Below are 24,173 nucleotides of genomic sequence, written 5' to 3' on the forward strand. Positions count from 1 at the left end.
AGACCCATCATCGTTGAATTGTAACAGGTTGTTACAATTACGGTGATGGGTCTTTTATGTGATGACATCTTAATCGTTACGAATTTCCCACTGACTGGTTTTAAACGTACACGGTTCCTGCCGGGTGCGGGTGAGGACAAACGCCACGGCGCCAAGCTGCTGACGTGCGTTTGGCACATAGTATTGTGGCAGGTGCGTTTCCTGATCGGCATCGATCAGAGCAATCGATTCACAATCATTAATAACCTTCCGGGCTTTCGTTTCACGGTTTACAAGTACAAGTTGCATGTGGAATCACCTCGCGTTCATCATAAGCATAGAACGATGGATCAAAACGTTGCATCAAATCATGTCTTCAACATCTTTATTCACGCGTGTTTTGAAATTTGGTTGGTAAGCCTGTTGAACCAGCTCGATTATCGTCAGTGTAGCATGGTTGCAAACGAAGATAAAATTGTGTGCCTATTACCAGTCGTCAATTAGTGTGTCAGGATACTCAATTGAGGCCATTTTTGTTGCCACTGTTTGGCGGCCATTCGTTGGTCAAAAATAGCCATGTGGGCGGCATCCTGTTGGTACATCGGAACAGGACGGCTAATGAAGTTGAGCAGATCGGCCACACCGTGTGGTGCAATCAAACGTAGCTGACCGGATTCGTCCAGATAGGCGCCGACACAAGTAGGTGTTTCAACAAAATGACCGATCGCATCGGCAACCGAAGTAAACGGCGGCACATCATTAAAATTGTGTGTATTCATGTACGCTTCGTTTTTAACCTGCCACTTATATTGTGGCAAACGGTCCTTTAGCTTAGCTTGAATCGGGAGGTTATCTTCATATGGCCGTTTGGGATCGAAGAACACGACATCAATGTCGGAAGATAGCCGAACCGGTTGATGGCTCAGCACTTGCCACACCGTGTTACGGATACTTCCGGCGGCCAGCGCACCTTGTATTAGATGCTGATCGGCAATGGCGTGAAGAATGGTCATTAGGGCTGGAATGTCTTGGATAATATCTAAAATTTGTTGTGATTGTTCATTTTCGTTTTTCATCATCTCAGTGTAGCACGTTTAAATAATTGCACCAGAATGGCGCAATTATTAGACAGATCAATCCGCATCAATGCTGAATATAATGAAATCGCGGTATAATAATCGAATAATTTACTCTGGCGAGTTGATGTGGAGGAAACACATGACACAAGAACAACTTTCATTTATTACACATGTTGCGCAAGGAAAACCAGAAAACATCGTCCATCAGAATGCGGCGTGTCCATTTTGTGATGTAGCGCACCTGACGAACATCTTAGCGCGAGAGGACGACCGAATTTGGCTCGTGAATAAATTTCGGGTACTGGCCGACACATTGCAAACGATTATCATTGAATCCAGTAACCATACCGGAGACTGGTCGAACTTCGATCAACAGACAGCCGCCGTAATTATGGATTTCTCGTTGCGCAAATGGGCAGAGATGCAACGGAATCCTCAATACAAATCTGTGATTATGTATAAAAATTATGGACCACGCTCCGGCGGGTCATTGGCTCATCCGCACATGCAGATAATTGGGCTCAATAAAGTGGATGGTTATGCGCACGTGACGGCGGCCAACCTATCCGGCGAAACGTTTTTACAACTAGGTGACGCCGCGTTGGCCGTGGCAAATGAACCGTTACTAGGTTTTCTTGAATTCAACGTGCGAATTCCCGGGATAAAGGCCGCTGCGGATTTGGCTCAAGCGGTACGTGTACTGACGCACTATATTCTGACGGATTACTTTCATGGTCGTTGTGATAGTTATAACTTATTCTTTTACAATGCGCACGATGGTGCAATTGTCTGCAAGGTTGTGCCGCGTTTTAATGCTTCACCACTAAGCGTGGGCTATCTAGTGCCACAAGTTTTTCAGGCGGATCGAATTAATGAAATTGGCCAGGAGGTAACAGCGCATGCGCACACCTATCTTGAATGAGCACGCTGTGACAATGTTGCAGCGGGATTATCAGGCAAATCTGCCGGACACATTCATGGGTGATTTCGATTTATCACCGGAAGACAGCGACTGGCTACTAACAGATAAATTCGCCTTGATGTGTGGGGTGATTGTTGATCAATCCGTTCCCGCAAACAGAGCCTGGCAATTACCTAAACGTCTGCGTGATCGGATCGGTGAGCAAAACTGGTCGGCCGCGTGGTTTGCCACACATCAAGCCGATTTATTAACGGCGATTCAGACCAAACCCGCATTACACCGTTTCCCCAAAACGATGGCGCAGAATTTAGCTAGCTTGGGTCAAACATTGGTAACGGAAGCGAACGGCGACGCTGAACAATTTATTTCAACCACTAGTTTCGAAGAGCTGGAGGCCCGTTTGTCACCCATTCATGGCATGGGGCCTAAAAAGGTGAATGCATTAGCACTGATTATCGTGCTAGACTTAAAGCAGTCACTAACGGGGATGGATAAAAGCAAGTCACTTTTTGACGTCCATTTAGCGCGTATTTTGAGCGATTATTTGCACCGGCCAGCGACGGCAGCGATTGCCAATGTCGTTTGCCAACAAATCGATCCGACTATGCCGGCTCGTGCGGCTACTTATCTGTGGCGATTGGATCGTCAACACAGAACGTTAACATCAATCATTACGCAGCCCGCTAGTTAAAAAGAACGATAAACGAAATTTATTACTGGAGGCACTAAAATGAAAGTTACACATCGTAGTTTAGTTACGGAACCAGCTCGCCAATTATTTGGACTCCCATACAAGAAGCAGGAACATGGTTCATACAACTATGCCTGGTTAGACTGGGAAACAACAGATAAGTTTAAGCAATTGGAAACCATCAACAAGCCCTTAGACCCTGCCAAAATTGGCCTATTAGTCATTGATGGTGACGAAACAACTTACTGGATTGGCAAATGGTTCCGTAAGGGTCAGAAGGTGCCAGAAGGCTTCCAAGCGATTACAGTGCCAGAAAGTTCTGCTGCCGTTGCGTGGGTTAACGGCAATCCAGATACTGGCGACTTGTTTGGTCAACGGGCCATGGAAACAGCCCATCAGGAACTCGTGACTCGTCACATGATGACGGAGGACGACTGGACTAACTTGAAGTATGTCTACGAACGCTACGATCCACAACGCTTCCAACCGGAAGAGAATCCGACGACGCTGGACTATATTTTCTATGTGAAATAGTGCTAACTGCCGCTTGCGGTTGTCAGCATTGGAACGCCGCCATGGGACCGGTTCAAGCCTCCGTAAACCGGAGTCTTTCACCTCGCCACAAAGCCTCGTGAGGACCGCGAGTCTTTGCGCCTGTCCGTGGTGTAAATTCGAGAAAACCATTCGAATTAACACCACATTCATGGCCTGGTTCCAATGCTGACGCCCTGCAGCTCTGTTTAGTTCATTGCTAAAGTGAATCGAATGTGGGCGGTAGTCTCCATTTAAATTTCACGTTATCTGCGGCGATGACTGTGGATCGAGTGATGTGGAATGGTACTGATTTGTCAGATTATGTTAGTCTTCGGAGAGATGTAGCTGGCGGGCGCTGATATTGAAACGGAGTTGTGAAAGTGGCGTTAACCCAGTGGGTTTGCTGGGTTTAGGCCACGGACGAGCTTGAAGACTCGGGTTTGGAGGCTTCAAGTCGAGGTCGAAGACCGCAACGCGGGCTAAGACCGGTCCCCACAACGGAGTTTCAATATCAGCAACCAGAAGCGGAAACATCAGCAATCCAGGTCAAACTTTTGAAATCCATGGTTGACATCAACATCAATCAGTCAGTACAATGACAACAATATTTGATAACGAAAACGTGATCGTTGGTTTCAAAACTGATAATCAAGTAGTGCCTTCAATCCCTCTCCAGAGAGCCGGTGGTCGTGTGAACCGGTGACATTGAATACGCGAAGTACAGCGTTTGTGATCGTTATCTCGGCGCACCCCGATACCGGTGAAGAGTGGTTGCAGTGATGCAATAACTTGGGTGGTACCGCGGAATAAATTCGTCCCTTGTCAACTTGGCTAATGTTAGCCAGTGACGGGGACTTTTTTTGTGCCTTAATAAACTGAAAAATGAGAAGGAGAATGCAAAATGAATATTATTGATGAGTTAAAGTGGCGTGGTGCAATCAACCAAACCAGTGATGAAGAGGGCTTACGTGAATTAACAGACAAGAAGTCAATTGGCTTGTACTGTGGGATTGATCCAACTGGTGATTCAATGCACATTGGTCATTTAATTCCGTTTATGATTCTGAAACGGTTCCAGTTGGCTGGGCATAAACCGGTGATCGTTATCGGTGGGGCAACGGGTTCTATCGGTGACCCATCTGGGAAGAAGTCCGAACGGGTTCTACAAACGATGGACCAAGTGCACCACAACCAAGAAGCCCTGCGTGGTCAAATGGTCAAATTGTTTGGGGAAGACCAATTCCGGTTGGTGAATAACTACGATTGGTTGTCCAAACTGTCATTGCTGGATTTCCTGCGTGATTACGGTAAGTTGTTCAACGTCAAGACGATGCTGAATAAGGAAGTCGTTGCTTCACGTTTGGAAGTGGGGATTTCATTTACCGAATTCACTTACCAAATCCTGCAATCCATCGATTACTTAACTTTATACCGTGAACAAGATGTGCAATTGCAAATTGGTGGTGGTGACCAATGGGGCAACATCACGGCTGGCTTGGACTTGATTCGTCGTGTGGAAGGACCAGAAACACCAGTCTTTGCATTAACAATTCCACTGTTGCTGAAGTCTGACGGGACCAAGTTTGGTAAGTCCGAAGGTGGCAACGTTTGGCTTGATCCTGAAAAAACAACGCCTTACGAATTTTACCAATTCTGGTTAAACCAAGACGACAATGATGTTGTGAAATTTCTGAAGTACTTCACGTTCTTGGATGAAGACGAAATTAATGATCTGGCTGAACAAGTGAAGAAGGAACCTTGGAAGCGGGCGGCACAACGTCGTTTGGCTGAAGAAGTGACCAAGTTTGTTCACGGTGATGCGGCTTTGAAGCAAGCTGAAAAGATCACGCAAGCACTGTTCTCCGGTGATGTGAAGGAATTAAGCGCTGACGAAATCGAACAGGGCTTCAAGGCTTTCCCAAGCGTTGAAACGACCGGCGCAATTCAAAATATTGTCGACTTTTTAGCAGATAGTGGCATCGAAAAATCGCGGCGGCAAGCTCGTGAAGACGTGACAAATGGCGCCATCACTATTAACGGTGACAAACAATCTTCTGTTGATGCAGACGTTGATCCAAAGTCAATGTTTGATGGTAAATTTGTTATTGTACGTCGTGGTAAGAAGCGCTATTTCCTTGCTCGCGTAAGTGATTAAAAAGAAATAATCATTCTCACAAGCCTTTTGTTTGGGTCTTGAAAATAAGTAAGTTTATAATTAAGCACGCTATAAATAGTGTGCTTTTTTCTTATTGTTTGACAAACGTATGTTCGACTTGTAAAGTAAATGTTGCGTTTATCAGAACGAGCTGTGAAGTTTGAAAGCACAGAATTTCACATCGGAAAACGAGGACTTATACTTATGGATGCTTTTTTTCAAACGCTGGTTGAACGGCGTTCGGCACTGTTAACTGCATTGTGGCAACACATTGAGATTTCACTGGTGTCACTACTGATTGCGATGGCCATTGCCATTCCATTGGCCATCTGGGCAACGCATCACAAACGCTTTGCAGCGTTTATGTTGCAAATCGCCGGCGTGTTGCAAACCATCCCATCACTAGCATTATTGGGATTACTGATTCCCATTGTTGGTATCGGAACTGTCCCAGCAGTCATTGCGTTGGTCATCTATGCGTTGCTCCCGATCTTTCAGAATACATATATCGGGATCGATGACATTGATCCGTCTATTGAAGAGGCTGCTGATGCATTTGGCATGGGGCAAACGCGCAAACTATTTAAGGTTGAATTACCAATCGCTGCCCCGGTGATTATTTCCGGGGTGCGTCAAGCGCTAGTCATGATTATCGGGACTGCAACGTTAGCTGCCTTGATTGGTGCTGGTGGTCTAGGGACCTTTATCCTGTTGGGGATTGACCGTAATGACACCGCATTGACGTTAATTGGAGCCATTAGTTCAGCGTTGTTGGCGATTATTTTGAGTTGGCTCATTAATCGTTTGCAACACATGCGTCCACGCTATCTAATCGGTGGACTGGTTGTTTTGCTGCTCGGTATCGGTGCTGTCGGTGTTGCGAATGCCGTCCGTCAACCGGCCGATAACATTACGATTGCCGGTAAGCTGGGCTCCGAACCAGACATCTTAATTAATATGTATAAAGACTTGATTGAACAGGATAACAAACATGTTCACGTCACGTTAAAGCCTAATTTTGGGAAAACGAGTTTTCTGTTTAACGCTTTGAACCACAATCAAATCGATATCTATCCGGAATTTTCGGGGACTATTTTGGAAAGTTTGGTAAAAAAGCCCCAATCTGATAAGGGATTAACGGCCGATCAAACGTACCAATTAGCACAAAAAGATATGCAGCAACAATTTAAACTCAGCTACTTGAAGCCAATGTCCTACAACAATACGTTTGCCCTAGCTATTCGTGAACAGGATGCAAAGGCTTGGAATGTTCACACAATTAGTGATTTGCAGACGGTAGAAAATAAATTGAAACCGGGGATGACACTTGAATTTATTGATCGACCAGATGGTTTGCCAGGTGTGAATAAGACATACGGCTTGAATTTAAAAGCTCAGTCCATGGAGCCAAAATTACGTTACGAGGCTATTCATAATGGCAACATCAATGTTGTTGATGCTTACTCGACAGATAGTGAATTACGACAGTATCATCTGACAACGTTGAAGGATAACAAACATTTCTTCCCGTCCTACCAGGGTGCGCCATTAATGAAAACGTCCTTAGCCAAGAAATATCCAGGCGTTGTGAAGAGTTTGAACAAGCTAGCTGGTCATATTTCTGAAAAGGATATGCAGGAAATGAATTATGAAGTTAATGTCGAAAAGAAGTCGGCTAAAACGGTGGCCCGGCAATACTTGGTTAGCCATCACTTGTTGAAGGGAGATGCTAAATAATGGCAACTACGGTTGATGAAAGCAGCATCAATGAGCTGAAAGACGGCGAACCCATCATTCGGTTTGAACATGTTCAGCAGTCTTTTAACGATAATGTTGTGATTCCGGACTTGAACTTAACCATCAACGCCGGCGAGCTGTTTGTCCTGGTTGGCACTTCCGGTAGTGGGAAAACAACGACCTTGAAAATGGTCAATCAATTGCAGCCTCAGAGTGGTGGCAAGATTTTTATCAAGGATGAAAACATTACAGATATTGGTTTGCAGGAGTTACGGTGGAACATCGGATACGTGTTACAACAAATTGCCCTATTTCCAACCATGACCGTCGCTCAAAATATTGCGGTCATTCCCGAGATGAAGGGTGTCAAACGCGAAGAGATTGATGCTACGATTGATCGATTGCTGAATCAAGTTGGTTTGGACCCGAAAAAATATCGAGATCGGATGCCTAGTGAATTATCCGGTGGTGAGCAACAGCGGATTGGTATCTGTCGAGCGATTGCTTCTGAACCACCAGTTGTCTTGATGGATGAACCATTCTCAGCTTTGGATCCCATTTCACGCACACAATTGCAGGATCTAGTACTGGATCTTCATGAAAAGCGGCACGACACGATTATCTTTGTGACTCACGATATGGATGAGGCTCTCAAACTAGGTGATCGGATTGCGGTGATGAGTGAGGGGAAGATTCTTCAAGTGGATACGCCTACAAATATTGCCCAACACCCAGCTAATCAGTTTGTTGAAGCTTTCTTCTCCCAGAGTGTAGCTCACAATGTGTACGATGTTTATGTTGGGAAGATGGTGATGATGGGCTTTTCTGAATCGGTTTTGCCAGAAGGGCACACTGCGCCAATTGATATTTCATCCGATAAAACGTTAGGCGAGGCATTCGACGACTTGACTAACTGTGAGTATTTACGCGTAGTGGATGGTGACCGTCAATTAGGGTTCATCAATGCGCAAAACATTGTCAATTATCTGAGTCAGCGTAAACGTGATGAGGATGAAAATAATTAAATAACTAGATTGAAATGAAGCGACTTCATGTGTGTCAATTGCCGGTGGCAAGCGCATAGAGAGTCGCTTTTTGAATGCGAAAAATAAATGCAAAAAAAATTTTCAAAACGGTTGTATCCGGATTGAAAGGTGCTACAATGATGTTGTTGAGAAAGGCGAGTAATCACTCGCTCGACAATTAAAATCAAAGAAGGGATTATCATGTTTGCAACATCATTTTGGATTTTAGCCGTTTGGTTCGTCATTAACTGCATCTGGACATTCTTTGCAACAAGCAATCAGTCATTGATGAAGACATTTGCATGGATCAATGTCGTCGCAGTTGTCTGGGGGTTCTGGGTGTACTATGGTGCAGCCAGTGTGGCAAGCTTGTCCGGTTGGTTTGCAGCAGTTAACTGGTTGGCGGTTATCTTGGCCATTGTTCAATTCTACTTTGGCTATCGATCCGTTCATTCAGCTAAGCAAGCATAGGTGTTTCACGAGTGATTTTTAATGATTTTATCTAACTGAATAAAAAATAGATGACACGTTTGCGGCGTGTCATTTTTTGTAACAATTTGCAAAGTGGCTTAAGCGATGAAAGGCCGTTGTGCCGATAAGAGACGCCGTTCCGTGGGGACCGGTCTCAACCCGCAAAGGACGCGGTTTTCGACTTCGATTCTGAGCCACAAACCATCTCAGAAGTCGTCTCACAATACTAAATGGCCAACTTCATGCCATTAAGTGTTGTCGACACGGAACTTTGTCTCTTACCGTCTCCACTAGATATGTTTTTTGTGCTTAGGTATGTTCAGAAAATAACGGGACAATGTTGCAAATTAGTCACATTATTTGTGAACTTTTTTCTTAGCAATTAAGCCTCGAATGTCATGGTTTTAAATTTTGTATGGTGCAGCCACGTAATGCAACGGTTGTCCGACGTCTTTGAGGTATGAGCGGGAGGGCGCCCGTGTTGAAATCGACGGTGATAGTGTTGTTAATTCGGTGGGTTTGCGAATTTACAACACGGGACGGTCTGGAAGACACGGTTTAAATGGCTTCCAGGCGAGGCGAAAGACCGTGAACTGCGGGCTTGAGCCGGTCCCACAGACGATTTCAAAAAACGGGCAACCGGGAGCGTAAGATTAGTTTCCATATAAAATTTAAATATTATAGGTAACTATGAGATCCAAAAATAATATGTAATAATGGTTTACCGACTAAAAAGACCTGTACTGCAAACGATTTGACATTTTCGGAGCTCATGAGGTCTGCTATGATAGCAGTAGTGAATTTGGGAAAGTGATGGAAGAAATAATGGCAGATAAAAAAATCCTTGATGAATTTCCTGATTTAGTGAACGCAAATAAAAACTTAACGCAGAAACAAAAGGATGTTTTGATCGTCAGCATCCAATTATTCGCAAAACAGGGTTACGCCAACACGAGTACGCGTCAAATTGCTGAGGCAGCGCATCAGTCTGAAGGCACAATGTTCAAACACTTTAAGTCTAAAGCCAACATTTTACGCGAGGCCTTGGATCCTATTGTGCGTGAGGTCGTGCCTGATTTGTTAAACGAATTAGCCAGTGAGGCCATTCGCGAACAAACGGATAACATTCATGACTTCTTCGTTTTCTTTGTCCGCAACCGCATGAAGTTTGCCTCAGACAATGAAGATGCATTGAAAGTATTCCTCAGTGAAATTCTATACAACGCGGATCTACGTGAGCAGTACTTATCGATCGCGCCAGAGCGCTTCTTGAACTCGTTTAAAACAATTATCAAAGCGGCTCAGGATCGAGGGCAACTCGTCGACTGGCCGTTCCGAATTATTTTCCGTTATTTGTTGTCTATTTTAGGGAGTTACTTCTTTGATCGCTATATTTTATTTCCGGAGCGAGACTGGGATGATGCGACCGAAGAAAAGTACATGGTCAGTGAACTGGACAAAACCTTGGCCGTTCATCCGGACGAATAAGTTAATTGACACAACGCTGATAGGAGTTTGTTTTTGACCCACGGTTAGAATTAAGACAGAGCATAATACTTTAGTCTCGACGTAAAAATCGGTACACTTTGGTTGCGAATGTTTGAAAGACTGGAGGTAGATTATGACACACGTTGAAACATTAATTATTGGTGGTGGCCCCGGCGGCTTGGCATTGGCATACGCCCTTAAGGGGGCTGGTCAAACGGTCGCAGTTGCCGAAGAAAATCTGTGGGGAGGCACGTGTCCAAACCGCGGATGTGATCCTAAAAAAATCTTATTAGCTGCTGTCGAAGCTAAACGGTCAGCTGAACATATGGATGGGCAGGGCTTAAATGGCGAGCCAACCATTAACTGGTCAGATCTTATGCGCAATAAGTTTGCCTATACTGACAGTATTCCGGGTGGTACTTTGAGTGGCCTAAAGCAGGCTGCCATTACGACGTTTACGGGCCATGCACAGTTTGCTGCCGATGGTCACGTGATGGTTGGTAGTGAAGAGGTTGTGGCAGATAAAGTCGTCTTAGCAACGGGGGAACGGCCACGACGGCTGGATATTCCTGGTGCGAAATATGTTGGGACGAGTACTGACTTTTTGAACATGCGTGAGTTACCACGTCGGCTGACATTTATCGGTGGCGGCTACATTGCGTTTGAATTGGCTGACATCGCTAATGCGGCTGGCGCAGACGTTTCACTTGTTTTGCACAATGACAAACCGTTGCGCGCCTTTCCAGCAGATCTGGTTGCGGACTTAGTTGCTCAGTTAAAGGCTGAGGGTGTACACATTTATGAGAACGTTGATGTTGCCCAGGTTGATAAAACCGAAGACGGACTGGCGTTGACGGATGGTCACGATTTTCAATTGACGACTGATGCCGTGATTGGCGCGACGGGTCGGATTGCTAATGTTGATACGTTGAATCTGGCGGCTGTCGGCGTAGAGGCGGATGCTCATGGCGTTCAGGTGAATGATCATTTGCAGACCACTAATCCCAATATTTATGCGCTCGGGGATGTTGTTGCCAAACGAACAGTACCTAAATTAACCCCAGTTGCTGGTTATGATGCGCGCTATTTAGCCGGACAGTTGACTGGCCAGCAGGTGGACGCACCAATTAGTTATCCAGCCATTCCGACGCTGGTTTTTGGCATGCCGAAGTTGGCCAAAGTTGGCGTAGATGTGACAGCTGCAACAAAAGAAGCCTCGCTAACCGTGAAAAAGATCGACATGACGCACTGGTACACCTATAACCGAATCCATGATTCAGTGGCTAAGGTGACCGTCGTATTGAATGACAAACAGCAACTTGTCGGTGCGACGGTTTTGAGTAGTATCGCCGATGAAATGATTAATTATTTAACATTTTTAATCAATCAGCATGCTACAGCCGGTGACTTTGAAAATCAGGTTATGGCTTATCCATCACCTGCCTCAGATATTGATTACCTCTTGTAAAGCAAAGGAGCACAGCCTATGGCGTTTATTGGAACGCTGATTTTAATACTTGTTGCCACAACGATTGCTGGTCACTTTTCCGCACGGGTCGGCATTCCGGCCGTCATTGGCGAACTCCTCATCGGGATCATTATTGGTCCCGGTGTTTTGAATTGGGTTCATAATAGCAGTGCATTATCTGTATTCGCTAACATTGGGGTCATTTTGCTGATGTTTATGGCAGGGCTTGAGAGTAATCTTGCCCAGTTAAGAAAGGTGCTGCGTCCAGCGCTGGCGGTGGCGGTGTGTGGTGTCATCCTGCCAGTTGTTTTAATGGGTGGCGTTAGCCTTGTGTTTGGCTATCACTTTACGGAGGCGCTGTTTATTGGTGTGGTTTTCTCGGCCACATCGGTCAGCATTTCCGTGGTGGTGTTACGTGAATTTCACGCATTGGACACACGTGCCGGGGCGACTATCCTTGGCGCAGCCGTCGCTGACGATATTATCGGGGTGCTGTTGCTAAGTTTGATGGTTGCCTTGATTGGGGCGGCGCAGGTGAGCATGGCAACACTAATATGGGGCTTCAATTCTTGTTCCAAGTTGGTTTCTTTGTTGCAGCGTACTTGCTCGTCAAATGGATTGCGCCGATGCTGATGCGCATTAGTGAACGGTTATTGATTCCGACAGCCCGCACGGTAACGGCTGTGGTTATCTGTTTGGGAATGGCTTACTTAGCCGAGGTTGTTGGTTTATCTGGGGCGATTGGTGCATTCTTTGCTGGCATTGCCGTTGCCCAAACGCATGTTAAGCAGGTCATCGACGACCATATTGAACCAATCAGCAACGCGTTCTTTGTACCAGTGTTTTTCGTTAGCATTGGTTTGAACGTGACGTTTGCACACTTCATTACGTCGTTACCGTTTATTGTTTTGATGACAATTTTAGCTGTTGTCACTAAATGGTGGGGCGGTGAGATTGGTGCGCGGTTAACGGGCTTCTCAAAAAGTGGTAGCCGGGTTGTTGGTACGGGGATGGTTGCCCGTGGTGAAATGGCTTTAATCACAGCACAGATTGGCTTTGATGCCCACCTGTTAGCAAACGGACTTTACGTTGACATGATTTTTGTAATCGTCTTTTCGACATTGGCCGCCCCACTATTGTTGCGGTGGGCGTTGAGCAAGGACGATTCAACAGCAGTTTCCACATCAGATAAATAACCGTGTATACGCTGAAAATTTCGCTTGCGGTTGTCAACAGTGATACGCTCGCCGTGGGACCGGTTCAAGCCTGTAGACCGCAGTCTTTCACCTCGCCGCAGAGCCTCGATAAAACCTGAGTCTCTGCGACCGTCCGTGCTGTAAATTCGAGTGAACCATTCGAATTAACAGCACATTCACGGCTCGGTATCACTGTTGACGCCCTCCAGCTGACATAGAAGTTGTAGATTAGGTGCGCCAAGTAATCTGTGATGATTCGGTAAAAACTTTGACTGTTATATGAGTGGAGCTGACTTGAAATAGAGTTCCGTGTCGGACACCACTTAATGGCATGTTTTTGGCCATTTAGTGGTGTGGGACGACTTCTGAGACGGTTTGTGGCTCAGAATCGAGGTAGAAAACCGCGTTTTTGGCGGGTTGAGATCGGTCCTCATGGAACGGCGTTTCAAGTCAGTGTAACGAGTACGATGTGGTACTGCTGATGTTTCAAATCAGTACAACGGACTAAACACAATTAAATACAAAAACAAACGACGCGCCGCCTAAACCGAAATTGAAGGTTTAGGCGGCGCGTCGTTTGTTTAATTCTGTTTGTCAACTAGATTGATGAAATAACCATGGTCATGCATATCGTTCTTTAGATCGGTCATGGTAAAACGATGGTAGAACTTCCGATAATCGGTATCCGCCAAGGTAAACAAATCCGTGAGGGTCTCACCAATGTTTGCTGAAATATCCGTCGCATCCGTGTCGCTTTTGGTTAGGCCCTTGGAATCGCCGGTAATAAATCGGGCGTAACTGATCGTTGGTGGAATGGTGAGGTCGTACAATTCACCAACATTCATGTCGGAAAGTGGCCGTTGCAGAAGGTAACCACCGTTTTTTCCCACAGATCCTTCAATGTAGCCTTGCTTATGCAAGACGGATAAGATGTTACGGATCATCACCGGATTCAGTTGAAGTGACTTGGCGAGTTCAGCACTCGTGATTTTACGTGGTCGACTTTCGTCCAAGTAAAGCAGGCTATGGACGGCAACGGAAAAGTCTAATTTCATGGGAGACCTCTTTCTGGAACGACAATTTCATCAATAGTTAAAAACGAATTTTATAACTCATGTTCAATGGACAGTAGTTCGGGAGAAACGTGACTAATAACAGGACTTGCTTCACCAATGGTAACTAACGACAAGTGGTGCATCGCACGTGACGCAATCGTATAAAGAATTCCGATAGCATCGTCTGTTGGGTAATTGCTGATCGAAACATCGTAGGCGATGACAGAGTCGAACTCGAGTCCCTTTGCTAAATAAACGGGTAGTACAATGACCCCTTTGGGCAATGTGCGGTCCATATCATTTAGCAGGGTGATGGGAAAGTCACGGTGAAGCTCACGGTAGACTTGCTGGGCGGTGGTAACGTCCTTCGTTAAGATTGCGACGGTGCCGTACGTATCAAGTTCTGCCTGAACTAGCTCCTTTGTGGCACTGATGGCGTCTTGTTCATTATACCGCAATAAAATCCGTGGCAAGTCGCCGGGGCGATTGAACGCTTGAATTTGGTCACCATCTGGCAATAATCCCTTCGCGAAATTGGTGATTGGTAGCGTGGAACGGTAGCTTCTGCTCAACGTAATCAAGTTTGGCCGTTTGGCATTAAACGCTTGGGCGAGATTGTCCAATAGTTCCTGTGGCCGCTGCATGCGGTTGAACAAGGCCTGCTCGCTATCCCCAAGAAGGGTGAACTTAGCTTTTGGAAATGCGTGACGGAAGTAGCACATTTGGGTCATCGAATAGTCTTGCATTTCATCAATGAATAAATAGGCGATACTACGATTTTGACCGCCGCCGGTAATAAGATCTCGCAGATAAAGCAGTGGCACTGCGTCATCTAAACTGATGCGGTGATATTCAATGTTTGTGTCGAAATCTTGTTCATGCATGTCCCAGTGATCAGCGTCAACATTTGCGGGTGTTACCGTTTGTAGAAAATGATCGTACTGGCGATAAACATCGAGAAAGTAATTATTGAATAATGCGTCATACACTGGCTCGTATCGTTTGCGAACGATTTCTCGCGAAGCAAACTCAACTTCATCGTCGAGCTCCTTGAACCGGCCAACCCGTTCACCTAGCAAATCGTGATAGTGCTCAGTGTCTAGATTATCGAGTGCTTCGGCGACCCAGTCGTCTTTTGCGTCCGTGCGGATTCGCCGTTTGAGCTTTTTAATCAGCCTGTTCTTAGTGGCGAGAATTTTACCAGTCGTGCTCATCGTCTCTGGTTGTTCTGCATAAATGGCAGCAATCGCTTCCTTGGTGAAGAAGAGTGAACCATCAAGGAGGATGTCGTTAAACCGAATGTCCTGGGTCGGAACATGTTTACAATAAGCCGTGACAGCTTTAACAAACGCGGTGCTTTCAAGATAGTTACGGACATCACGGAACATTGGATTGGTGTCATCAGCGTCTGATTCGTAGCGTTCAAATAATGTTTGTACGTTGAGACCTTGCAAACGTTGGGTGAGAAAGTCGTCCAGCGTGACCTGCCGCATGTTTCGTTCCCCTAAACTAGGGAGCACTTCTGAAATGTAGTGACTGAACAAACGGTTAGGGGAGAACAGGATCATTTGATCGGCTTGCAGTTCACTTTCACCACCGTTACGGCTGTGATAGAGCAAAAAGGCGATCCGCTGCAGAATGGCCGAGGTCTTACCAGATCCAGCTACTCCTTGAACGACCAATAGATCAGAGCGGGTGTCACGAATAATATCGTTTTGCTCTTTTTGAATGGTAGCGACGATGTTTTGCATCACTTCGTCGTTTTGTTGTCCTAAAACAGCCTGCAACATTTCGTCACCAACCGTTTCGTTGGTATCAAACATGTTTTTGATCTCGCCATCTTTAATGGTGAATTGACGTTTCTTCTGTAAATCCGTCGTTTGTTTGCCAGCGGGTGTCGTGTAGGCGACTTTACCGAGTGTGCCGTTGTAATAGATACTGGAAATGGGTGCCCGCCAATCGTAGACAACAAAGTCCTGTGCTTCGTTGGTGAGTGAAAATGTCCCAATGTATAAAGATTCTGGTTTGGACTCGCCGGCATCCTGAATGTCGATGCGTCCGAAATAAGGTGATTCCTTGAGTTGTTTTAAATTGTCGAGTTGTTGACGAATGGTCGCTTCGTTAGTCACGGCCAAATAAACTAATTGTCGTTGCTGTTGTAGCTGCGCATTGGTTTCCATCGCATCATCGACCTCAAACGTGTTGACTGATGCGTTTTCAGCATAGTTTTTCTGAATGGCGCTCGTTTCGTGGTGTGCCCGTTCGAATTGTTGCTGATTGTCGACCAACTGGCGGTTGATCTCGTCCATGACTTGGTCTACACGCTGCTGCTCATGCTGTCGTTCTTCGTTATCCAAATAATTAGCCTCCGTGTGATCAGTGACAAGTCTGTTCATGACGCCTTGGGGCCTCATGTGAATATAAATAGTTCAATCTAAAAGTCCGCTTCCGGTTGGCGGTGGTGAAAACCGCTGTGGGACCGGATCAAACCTCCTGAAAATCGGAGTCTTTCACCTCGCCTTGAAGCCGAAAACCGCGTCTTCAAGCGCGTCCGTGTTGTAAATCCGGCCCAAACCGCCGCACTAACAACACCTTCACAGCAGGTTTTCACCACCACCGCCCTCCAGCTACCACTGTGTTGCCTCAATACACTGAGCCGATGTTCCGTCATTACCTTTTGTGGTAATAGTGGGCACTTGTAACAGTAGTCGAGTCGGTCAGGGACAGAGTTTCGAGGGCTTAGACCGTTCTGGGGGCTAGGCCCGGTCCCATGAAACGGCGTCTCTGACCGACGGAACGCAGACATTTTATCTAGGGATTGAATTAAACGTCTAAGTGCATCTAAATTTGTTGGTAACTAAACGCAAACCATTTTATGCGCGAAAAAGGTTTGTGTCAATCATGTTGAATTACAGTTTGTGTGACTGTGAGACTGGGCTTTGACAGGCTTCACGAAAGCCGTTATAATTAATTTATTGACCATGTTTTACCACGTTAACCGTAGAGTAGGTCTAACTACAGCGAGACTGAGATGTTGAGAGTCAGTCATCACGACCAAAGTGGGCAGTTAGCTAGCAAGGCCAATCAACTAAATGACATTAATAAAGCGGGATGTCGTGTGCGTTTGCGCGCCACGCATCCAAAATAGGTGGCACCGCGGGTAACCGTCCTATGATGACAATACAGTATTTGTGTTGGCGTCATGGGGCGGTTTTTGTTTCAAACGTCAGCACGAAAAAAGGAGACCAATATGGCAAATGAAAATGAGAAAAAAATAATTTTAACGGGTGACCGGCCAACGGGAAAGTTGCACATTGGTCACTATGTAGGATCTTTGAGAAATCGAGTTGCCTTACAAAATTCTGGTGACTACGAAACGTTTATCATGATTGCTGATATGCAGGCGTTGACGGATAACGCGCGTGATCCAGAAAAAATCCGTAAAAGTCTGACAGAAGTTACCTTAGATTACTTGGCCGTTGGAATCGATCCGAAGAAGTCGACGATTTTAGTTCAATCGCAAATTCCTGCCCTCAACGAGTTGACCATGATCTATTTAAACTTAGTCACCTTAGCTCGTTTGGAACGAAACCCAACCGTCAAGTCAGAAATCAGTCAAAAAGGTTTCGGCCAAAGTATTCCAGCTGGTTTCTTGACGTATCCAGTTAGCCAAACAGCTGATATCACAGCTTTCAAGGCGACAACAGTGCCAGTTGGTGATGATCAAGAACCAATGTTGGAACAGGCGCGGGAGCTTGTTCGTTCATTTAACGGAGCTTACCACAAAGATATTTTGGTTGAACCAGAAGGCGTATTCCCGCCAAAGGGCGAAGGCCGGATTCCTGGTTTAGATGGTAACGCGAAGATGAGCAAATCACTCGGCAACGCGATCTACCTATCGGATGACGCCGACACGGTCACCAAAAAAGTCATGTCGATGTATACCGACCCTGAACATATTAAAGTGAGCGATCCTGGTCACGTAGAAGGGAACACTGTCTTTACCTACCTTGATATCTTTGACCCGGACAAGGCGCATGTTGCTGACTTAAAGGCGCAGTACCAAGCCGGTGGCCTAGGTGACGTTAAGATCAAACGTTACTTAAACGAAGTGTTGGAAGCAACGTTAGCGCCAATTCGCAAACGACGCGCAGAATACGCTGCTAACATGGACTACGTTTACAAAGTTCTCGAAGATGGTTCAGCTCATGCCAATGAAGTTGCTAACAAAACACTTCAAGAAGTTCGTGACGCGATGGGCATCAACTACTTTACACAACGCTAGTCAGCCGTTAGCCATGCTCGTATAATGGTGACAGCAAGTTTGATGAAGAACGAGGTAACCAAGGATGGAAAATTTAGCGATTGTCGATTTGGGCTCTAATTCTGTCCGAATGGGTGTCACTCAGATTGAAGATGACGGCTCCTTTAAGGAAGTTCGCCGGATTAAAGAAGACACCCGTATTTCCGAGGGCATGGGTGCTGAAAAACGGTTGACTAAGGTGGCGATGGATCGGACTATTGCCGCATTGGTTAACTTTAAAAAGGTTTACGAAAACCTCCCTAATCTGACCGTTCGGGCGATTACTACGGCGGCAGTGCGTCAAGCGGTCAACCAAAAAGAATTCCTTGACCGGGTCAAGCACGAGGTTGGACTGTCCCTTCAAGTGTTGTCGGGGGATGATGAAGCCTACTACGATTTCTTAGGTGCCATCAATGCGTTGCCATTAGATGACTGTCTCATTTTGGATACTGGTGGTGCCAGCTGTGAATTGATTCATGTCGCTAAACGGCGGGCAAAGAACTTAATTAGTGTGCCATTTGGCGCCGTTAATTTGTCTGAACAATTTCATTTTGGCGACGTCATTACCGCTGGTCATTTGTTCTCGGGTCAAGTATTTGTTCGCAAACGTCTGCAAGATGTTTGGTGGTTGAACGAGGCGATGCATTTGCCAATCGTGTTACTTGGTGGGGCAAACCGAACGTTGGCACGAATCAACCGTAAGGCTCAGAAAATGGCCCGTGTTGAAGACATTCACGGGTACCGTTTGAAAACAGAAACGGTATTCAACACGTTTGATCGCCTGATTTCGAAGAATAACAAACAGCGTCAGGCAATCGATGGCCTTGAATATGACCGGGCTGACATTATCGTTGGCGGCATGTTGCCATTAGTTGAGTTAATACAACTGCTTGATTCAGACCGAGTCATTTTCTCAGAAAGTGGTGTGCGTGAGGGCATCGTGTCCGAGTATGTCAGCAAGCACCCGCGGTATAACGGGTGACCACATGACTGATGAGGAGAAACAGGCTATGAAAGAGCAGCTTGCTCAATTTCGCCGATTGACGTGGCAGCAGCGATTGGCGGTTGCCAGTCAGTTAGGCGACCTAACGACGATTCAGCGACAAATGCTGGCTGATAATGCCAGCGAGGATGATGCCTTGCTGACAGAAAACTACTTGACGAGTTATCATTTGCCAGAAGGATTGGCCGCGACTATTCGGATGAACGGACACGACTATCTGGTACCAATGGTAACGGAAGAGCCTTCTGTCATTGCGGCTGCTAGTTATGGTGGCAAAATGTCCGCCAGCGGTGACGGCATCGTCACGCGGACGGACACGAACTTGCTGATGGGGCAGATTGTTTTCCAAACGGTGACGGTGGCTGAAATTAGTCGTTTTGTAACGCCCAATGAAGCAAAATTGCTGTCACTGGCTAATCAAGCGCATCCCAGTATTGTTAAGTACGGTGGCGGCGCCCGCAAACTGCGCGTACGTGCGCTGGGAGAGGGCTTTGTCAGCGTTGATTTGTTTGTCGATACTGGCGAGGCCATGGGTGCCAACATTATGAATAGCATGTTGGAGGCTCTCGGCCATCATTTACAAGATGTCCTTGAACAACATCCGGTGATGAGCATTTTAGCAAACGATGGTCAACAGACGTTGGTCACCGCAGCGGTAAATGTGCCAGTCGCTAATTTAGCAAAGCATAATGCGGCGGTTGGCCTAACCGTTGCCAAACGAATTGTTGCAGCCGGCCAGATTGCTCAGCTGGATGTTAGCCGAGCAACAACGCATAACAAGGGCATCATGAACGGTGTCGATGCCGTCGTGATAGCGACCGGTAATGACTGGCGGGCCGTTGAAGCCAGTGCGCATGCGTACGCAGCCAGAGACGGTCAGTATCGTGGCTTGTCTCGTTGGCAGTTGGCTGGTGATCGGTTGATTGGCTCGCTAACGATGCCGATGCATTTGGGTGTTGTTGGCGGAGCGACGGCATCATTACCATTGGCCAAACTGAATCAGCAGATCCTACAAGTCAAAGATGTTGCTACGTTAAACCAACTGACAGTTGCTTTGGGCTTGGCCCAAAATTTGGCAGCGCTGCGAGCGCTTGTCAGCGAAGGCATTCAACAAGGTCATATGCAACTGCAGTACCGCAACTTAGCAGTCGCTGCAGGTGCGACACCGGAGCAGGTACCGGCTGTGGTCGAAGCGCTCAAAACACACGCTCACCCATCCGCTACCTTAGCCAAAGCAATTGTCACCAAGCTCAATCAGCAATAACTGTTTTAGCGTTTGTGGTAACTGTCGCTTCCGGTTGGCGACATTGGAACGCCGTCGTGGGTCCGGTTCAAGCCTGTAGACCGCAGTCTTTCACCTCGCCGCCGAGTCTCGTGAGAAGCCGAGTCTCCGCGACCGTCCATGCTGTAAATTCGGGACACCACCGAATTAACACCATTTTCACGACTTGGTTCCAATGTCGCCGCCCTTCAGCTGATATAACAGTTTTCAAGCTATGTATAGGTTAATTTACTTTAGATTACAGACAGGCGACGATTTGCTTATCGGAACAGGCTGTGGTTTTACTGATCTGTAGTTATAGTCGAAATTTATTGGTTACAGGGAGCTAATGTTATTTTCATTAACGTTCACTGTAGTTGGAGGTTGTCCGCGTTGAAAAAACTGTGAAGATGATGTTAATGAAGCGGTTTTTGCTGAATTTACATCACGGACGAACTTGAAGACTCGGTTTTGGAGGCTTCAAGGCGAGGTGAGAGACCGTGTATTTGCGGGCTCGAACCGGTCCACACAGTGGCTTCAGCGCGGACAACTGGAGACGGAAGCTTAAAGTAACTAATCGTAACTTGGTATTAAATGTGAAACCAATAATGAATTTTATGTAGAAATAAAGGAGTAAACATGGCAGACATTAAATTAGCGCCAGCGGTTCAAACGTTGTTGGACCAAGTCAACGAGCTATTTCCTGGCACGGTAATGGTCCAGTTCGGTGACAAACACGCCGGTTACGTTCGTGATGATCAGGTTGAACAACATGTGTTAAAAGACCGCCTGTTGATCTGGGTTGACGATATTACCGCGCCTCAGTATTCAGCGGCTCACGAACTGAGTCACTTGTTGATGTTGTTGCAAGGTTTTCCTCAGATTGAATTTAACCTCACGTTTGGTGACGATGAGTTGGATGAACAGCTGATGGCCATGTCGACCCAGTTGTTCAATATCGTGAACCATGTGGTGATTTTTCCAGCCTTGGCTGGTCATGGCTTGATTGACGACAAGGTCAGTGATGAATTTTATAACGGAATTTTTGCGACGATTGATCCTGAACCCGAAACAGGTGCTGAAGATGACGCACAAAATGCATTACGTTTGCTCGTGTTACTAGATGCACTTGTATTTTACGGGGATGGTATCAGTAAGCATGAAAAGGAATTAGGTACCAATTTCCCGAAGACCTATGCAGCCGCTAAAAAGCTGTACGATGTGATGATGGCTAAACAAATCAATACACCGTTTGAGGTTCGGCGGGCACTGGTTCGTTTGTACAAGGCGTTTGATGAACAATTAACTGATTGGGGTTTGCCAGCGTTGAATAGTACGGCATTCACAACGGTCACAAGCGTATTGAGTGAACGTCAATTGCGGTTGGAAATGCGCCAGATGTTTGAAATTTTCCATTCTGATTTGAAAGATAAACAGTCAGGAGAACGAGCTTATGTTGCATTGAATCGTTCTGATCGGCAAAATGCATTTGTGATGACACCGCCTAAGGAAGATGCGGACAGTTCGTCGTTTTTCAAAGAAGTGTATGATACGCCGGTTAAGGATTTCCTCGAGGCGCATAACATTAGTTATATCGTGCGGGATTAGGTTGGCGTGATTGGCAAACGAAAGGTGGTTCGTGATGACAGAGAATTTGCAAACATTGTTTGATCAAGCACAACACATTACGTTTATGACTGGGGCGGGCGTTTCGACTGCTTCAGGCATTCCTGATTACCGGTCCAAGTCTGGACTGTATTCGGCTAAGTTCAAGGGTTTACCACCAGAGTACTTGTTGAGCCATGACTGTTTCGTTGATCAGCCTGAAATGTTCTATGATTTTGTGAAAGAGAATTTGTACTTTCCAGATGCCAAGCCAAACGTCATTCACGAAAAAATTGCGGCGTTGTGTCAATCAGGTCGGGCCTCATTGATTACCCAAAACATTGATAATCTGGACAGAACAGCCGGTAATGGCCAAGTTGTTGAGTTTCATGGCAATTTATATTGCTGTTATTGTAGCAAGGACGGCGAACAGGTTGATTGGCACGATTACATGAAATCCATGTATCATGACACAGACCACGGGATCATTCGCCCAGACATTGTGTTATATGGCGAGTCTATCTCGGAGTCTGCACTACAGCGGTCCATGGCTGCTATTGAAGCGGCTGACTTGTTAGTGATTGTTGGTACTTCGTTTAAGGTATATCCGTTTGCCGGGTTGATTAATTACCGTCGGCCCAATGCTAAGCTGATTGTGGTGAATAATGAACCGATTCCAGCAGGCAGCGTAACGGCTCAATATACCGGCGATGCAGAAACGTTTTTTGCTGGTCTAAAAGGTTAAATCAATTGCGTTTTGGGCCGGACTTTCTTACAATTAATGTATTAAATGCAGGTGCCATAAAGAAAGTGGGTGACAGAGGATGAATCGTGATGATATTTTTGCCCGGCTTGGGAGTTTACTGTCACAGATGAAGTGGGTCAATCGACTACAACTATTATTTGATTTCTTAATGTTTTACGGTGCTTGGCAAGTGTTCTTTGGCGCCCAACCAGCAATGCTGTTTGGTGTCGCCATGCCACGAACGAATGCCGCAATGGTGACCTTCCTGTTTGCGATGATCAGCTGGTCATTTTCTGCCATTCGCAGCAATTACCGGCGTCAGGGATTGATGTTGATCAGCACATTGAAGGGCAAGACCTTATCTGAAGAAGAAACCAACGTTATTCGTCAGTTTAAGTAACGCTAATCATATTTGAAGATTATTCAACGGTGCCCATAATGGTGGCACCGTTTTTGTTAGAAATTATTGCAAGAACGCAAGAATAGATCAAAAGGGGGACAACGAATTGATTACGATAGGATTATCGACATGGACGCGGCATCCACATTTAATTCACGATGAACAGCGTGATGTGCTGTTTTCTGAGTATGCTGGTGTGTTTCCGCTGGTTGAATTGGATACGTCTTTTTATGGTGTACCCAGTATTAAGACCGTCACCAATTGGCGCAATCAAGCACCAGATGGCTTTCAGTACATTTTGAAGGCCCATCAGGTGATGACACGTCATGATGATGCGAAGTCTGAACAAGTCAGTGATGACGAGCGCTGGCAAACGTTTAATCAATTCCGTCGCGCAGTTGTTCCGTTAGTCAAGGCGGGAATGTTGGCAACCGTGTTATTTCAGTTTCCACCGTACTTTACTCGAAACTTAGACCATATTCGTTATCTACGTGACGTGCGGATTCACATGGGCGATTTGCCGATTGCGGTAGAGTTCCGTGATCCCAGTTGGTATGAAGGTAGTTTGAGCAAGGATGTGTTTGATTACTTGACGAGTCTTAACATGACGTACGTAATTGCGGATGAACCGAATGATGGCAATCGCGGCGTGCCATTTACACCGGTCGTCACAACGCCAACTGCAGCGTACTTTCGATTTCACGGTCAGAACCGGCGTGGTTGGTTAGATCACCAGGGAGACTGGCGTAAGGATCGTACCAATTATCGGTATTCAGATGATGAGTTAGCTCGCTTAGGTGAAGCTGTTAAAACAGTGAGCCAACAGGTTGACCAAACGTACGTGATCTTCAACAATAATGGGCATCGAGACGCCGCGGCTAATGCTGAAAGTCTGCGTGATCAACTGGGATTAACGTTTAATGGATTGGGACCCACCCAATTAGATTTATTTTGAGAAATTCTGTTTGATAAACTCCGTAGCCATGCAAAGTGCTATGGTATACTTATTCAGACTAACGAGGTGTTCGTGATGCCAAACATTGCGGGCTCGCGAAC

20 protein-coding genes and 1 pseudogene are annotated in these 24,173 nt (G+C 46.1%); 17 read left to right on the top strand and 4 right to left on the bottom strand.

The annotated features are described in order from the left end of the window. Positions 1-69: 69 nt before the first annotated feature. A complete protein-coding gene (locus GB992_RS09795) occupies positions 70-288 on the bottom strand; it encodes a hypothetical protein (RefSeq protein ID WP_161002282.1) in 219 nt (72 codons plus the stop codon). Positions 289-479: 191 nt separating this feature from the next. After that, on the bottom strand, positions 480-1,055 hold the full coding sequence (locus tag GB992_RS09800; RefSeq protein WP_161002338.1) for a nucleotidyltransferase family protein: 576 nt from the start codon (positions 1,053-1,055) through the stop codon (positions 480-482). A gap of 142 nt (positions 1,056-1,197) precedes the next feature. Here GB992_RS09800 and GB992_RS09805 point away from each other — a divergent pair, with 142 nt between their 5' ends. The 10 genes and pseudogenes from GB992_RS09805 to GB992_RS09850 all read left to right on the top strand — a co-directional run bounded on the left by GB992_RS09805 (position 1,198) and on the right by GB992_RS09850 (position 12,745). Beyond that, on the top strand, positions 1,198-1,980 hold the full coding sequence (locus tag GB992_RS09805) for a DUF4931 domain-containing protein (protein WP_161002283.1): 783 nt from the start codon (positions 1,198-1,200) through the stop codon (positions 1,978-1,980). After that, positions 1,958-2,671 carry a hypothetical protein gene (locus GB992_RS09810; RefSeq protein WP_161002284.1) on the top strand — a complete coding sequence of 238 codons (714 nt, stop codon included), beginning with the start codon at positions 1,958-1,960 and terminating at the stop codon, positions 2,669-2,671. The genes GB992_RS09805 and GB992_RS09810 overlap by 23 nt, the downstream gene beginning before the upstream one ends. Before the next feature lie 39 nt (positions 2,672-2,710). Beyond that, entirely contained in the window at positions 2,711-3,205 is a 495-nt protein-coding gene (locus GB992_RS09815; protein ID WP_161002285.1) for a hypothetical protein, read from the top strand. 901 nt (positions 3,206-4,106) lie between these two features. Continuing rightward, positions 4,107-5,360 (top strand): tyrosine--tRNA ligase, encoded by a 1,254-nt coding sequence (tyrS, locus tag GB992_RS09820; protein WP_161002286.1) that lies wholly within the window; start codon positions 4,107-4,109, stop codon positions 5,358-5,360. A gap of 204 nt (positions 5,361-5,564) precedes the next feature. Then, the gene (locus tag GB992_RS09825; protein WP_161002287.1) at positions 5,565-7,097 is read left to right on the top strand and encodes an ABC transporter permease/substrate-binding protein; all 1,533 of its coding nucleotides are present in this window, start codon (positions 5,565-5,567) and stop codon (positions 7,095-7,097) included. Continuing rightward, positions 7,097-8,122 (top strand): ABC transporter ATP-binding protein, encoded by a 1,026-nt coding sequence (locus GB992_RS09830; RefSeq protein ID WP_161002288.1) that lies wholly within the window; start codon positions 7,097-7,099, stop codon positions 8,120-8,122. The genes GB992_RS09825 and GB992_RS09830 overlap by 1 nt, the downstream gene beginning before the upstream one ends. Before the next feature lie 201 nt (positions 8,123-8,323). Beyond that, on the top strand, positions 8,324-8,593 hold the full coding sequence (locus tag GB992_RS09835) for a hypothetical protein (RefSeq protein ID WP_161002289.1): 270 nt from the start codon (positions 8,324-8,326) through the stop codon (positions 8,591-8,593). Between the two features lie 825 nt (positions 8,594-9,418). Then, positions 9,419-10,081 (top strand): TetR/AcrR family transcriptional regulator, encoded by a 663-nt coding sequence (locus GB992_RS09840; protein ID WP_161002290.1) that lies wholly within the window; start codon positions 9,419-9,421, stop codon positions 10,079-10,081. A gap of 133 nt (positions 10,082-10,214) precedes the next feature. Beyond that, complete coding sequence (locus GB992_RS09845; protein WP_161002291.1) at positions 10,215-11,549, top strand: dihydrolipoyl dehydrogenase family protein; 1,335 nt, start codon at positions 10,215-10,217, stop codon at positions 11,547-11,549. 18 nt (positions 11,550-11,567) lie between these two features. Further along, positions 11,568-12,745: pseudogene (locus GB992_RS09850) on the top strand (cation:proton antiporter). 581 nt (positions 12,746-13,326) lie between these two features. Here the strand turns inward: GB992_RS09850 and GB992_RS09855 are convergent. After that, on the bottom strand, positions 13,327-13,800 hold the full coding sequence (locus GB992_RS09855; protein WP_161002292.1) for an Rrf2 family transcriptional regulator: 474 nt from the start codon (positions 13,798-13,800) through the stop codon (positions 13,327-13,329). Between the two features lie 50 nt (positions 13,801-13,850). Further along, positions 13,851-16,196 (bottom strand): RNA polymerase recycling motor HelD, encoded by a 2,346-nt coding sequence (gene helD, locus GB992_RS09860; protein ID WP_186337572.1) that lies wholly within the window; start codon positions 16,194-16,196, stop codon positions 13,851-13,853. An 854-nt stretch (positions 16,197-17,050) separates the two neighbouring features. Between helD and trpS the strand changes: the two genes are divergently transcribed. The 7 genes from trpS (at position 17,051) to GB992_RS09895 (ending at position 24,072) form a co-directional block, all read left to right on the top strand. Further along, on the top strand, positions 17,051-18,085 hold the full coding sequence (gene trpS / locus GB992_RS09865) for a tryptophan--tRNA ligase (protein WP_161002293.1): 1,035 nt from the start codon (positions 17,051-17,053) through the stop codon (positions 18,083-18,085). Between the two features lie 64 nt (positions 18,086-18,149). Then, entirely contained in the window at positions 18,150-19,085 is a 936-nt protein-coding gene (locus tag GB992_RS09870) for a Ppx/GppA family phosphatase (RefSeq protein WP_161002294.1), read from the top strand. Between the two features lie 28 nt (positions 19,086-19,113). Then, a complete protein-coding gene (locus GB992_RS09875; protein ID WP_238331105.1) occupies positions 19,114-20,370 on the top strand; it encodes a hydroxymethylglutaryl-CoA reductase, degradative in 1,257 nt (418 codons plus the stop codon). Positions 20,371-21,006: 636 nt separating this feature from the next. Continuing rightward, positions 21,007-21,975, top strand: a complete 969-nt coding sequence (locus GB992_RS09880) for an IpaB/EvcA family protein (RefSeq protein ID WP_161002296.1) — start codon at positions 21,007-21,009, stop codon at positions 21,973-21,975. Positions 21,976-22,009: 34 nt separating this feature from the next. Then, positions 22,010-22,717, top strand: a complete 708-nt coding sequence (locus GB992_RS09885) for an NAD-dependent protein deacylase (RefSeq protein ID WP_162855680.1) — start codon at positions 22,010-22,012, stop codon at positions 22,715-22,717. A 79-nt stretch (positions 22,718-22,796) separates the two neighbouring features. Continuing rightward, the gene (locus GB992_RS09890) at positions 22,797-23,117 is read left to right on the top strand and encodes a hypothetical protein (RefSeq protein WP_017260530.1); all 321 of its coding nucleotides are present in this window, start codon (positions 22,797-22,799) and stop codon (positions 23,115-23,117) included. A gap of 106 nt (positions 23,118-23,223) precedes the next feature. Beyond that, a complete protein-coding gene (locus GB992_RS09895; RefSeq protein WP_161002297.1) occupies positions 23,224-24,072 on the top strand; it encodes a DUF72 domain-containing protein in 849 nt (282 codons plus the stop codon). Positions 24,073-24,173 lie beyond the last annotated feature (101 nt).

This window comes from Furfurilactobacillus milii, assembly GCF_009863985.1.
Lineage (GTDB): Bacteria > Bacillota > Bacilli > Lactobacillales > Lactobacillaceae > Furfurilactobacillus > Furfurilactobacillus milii_A.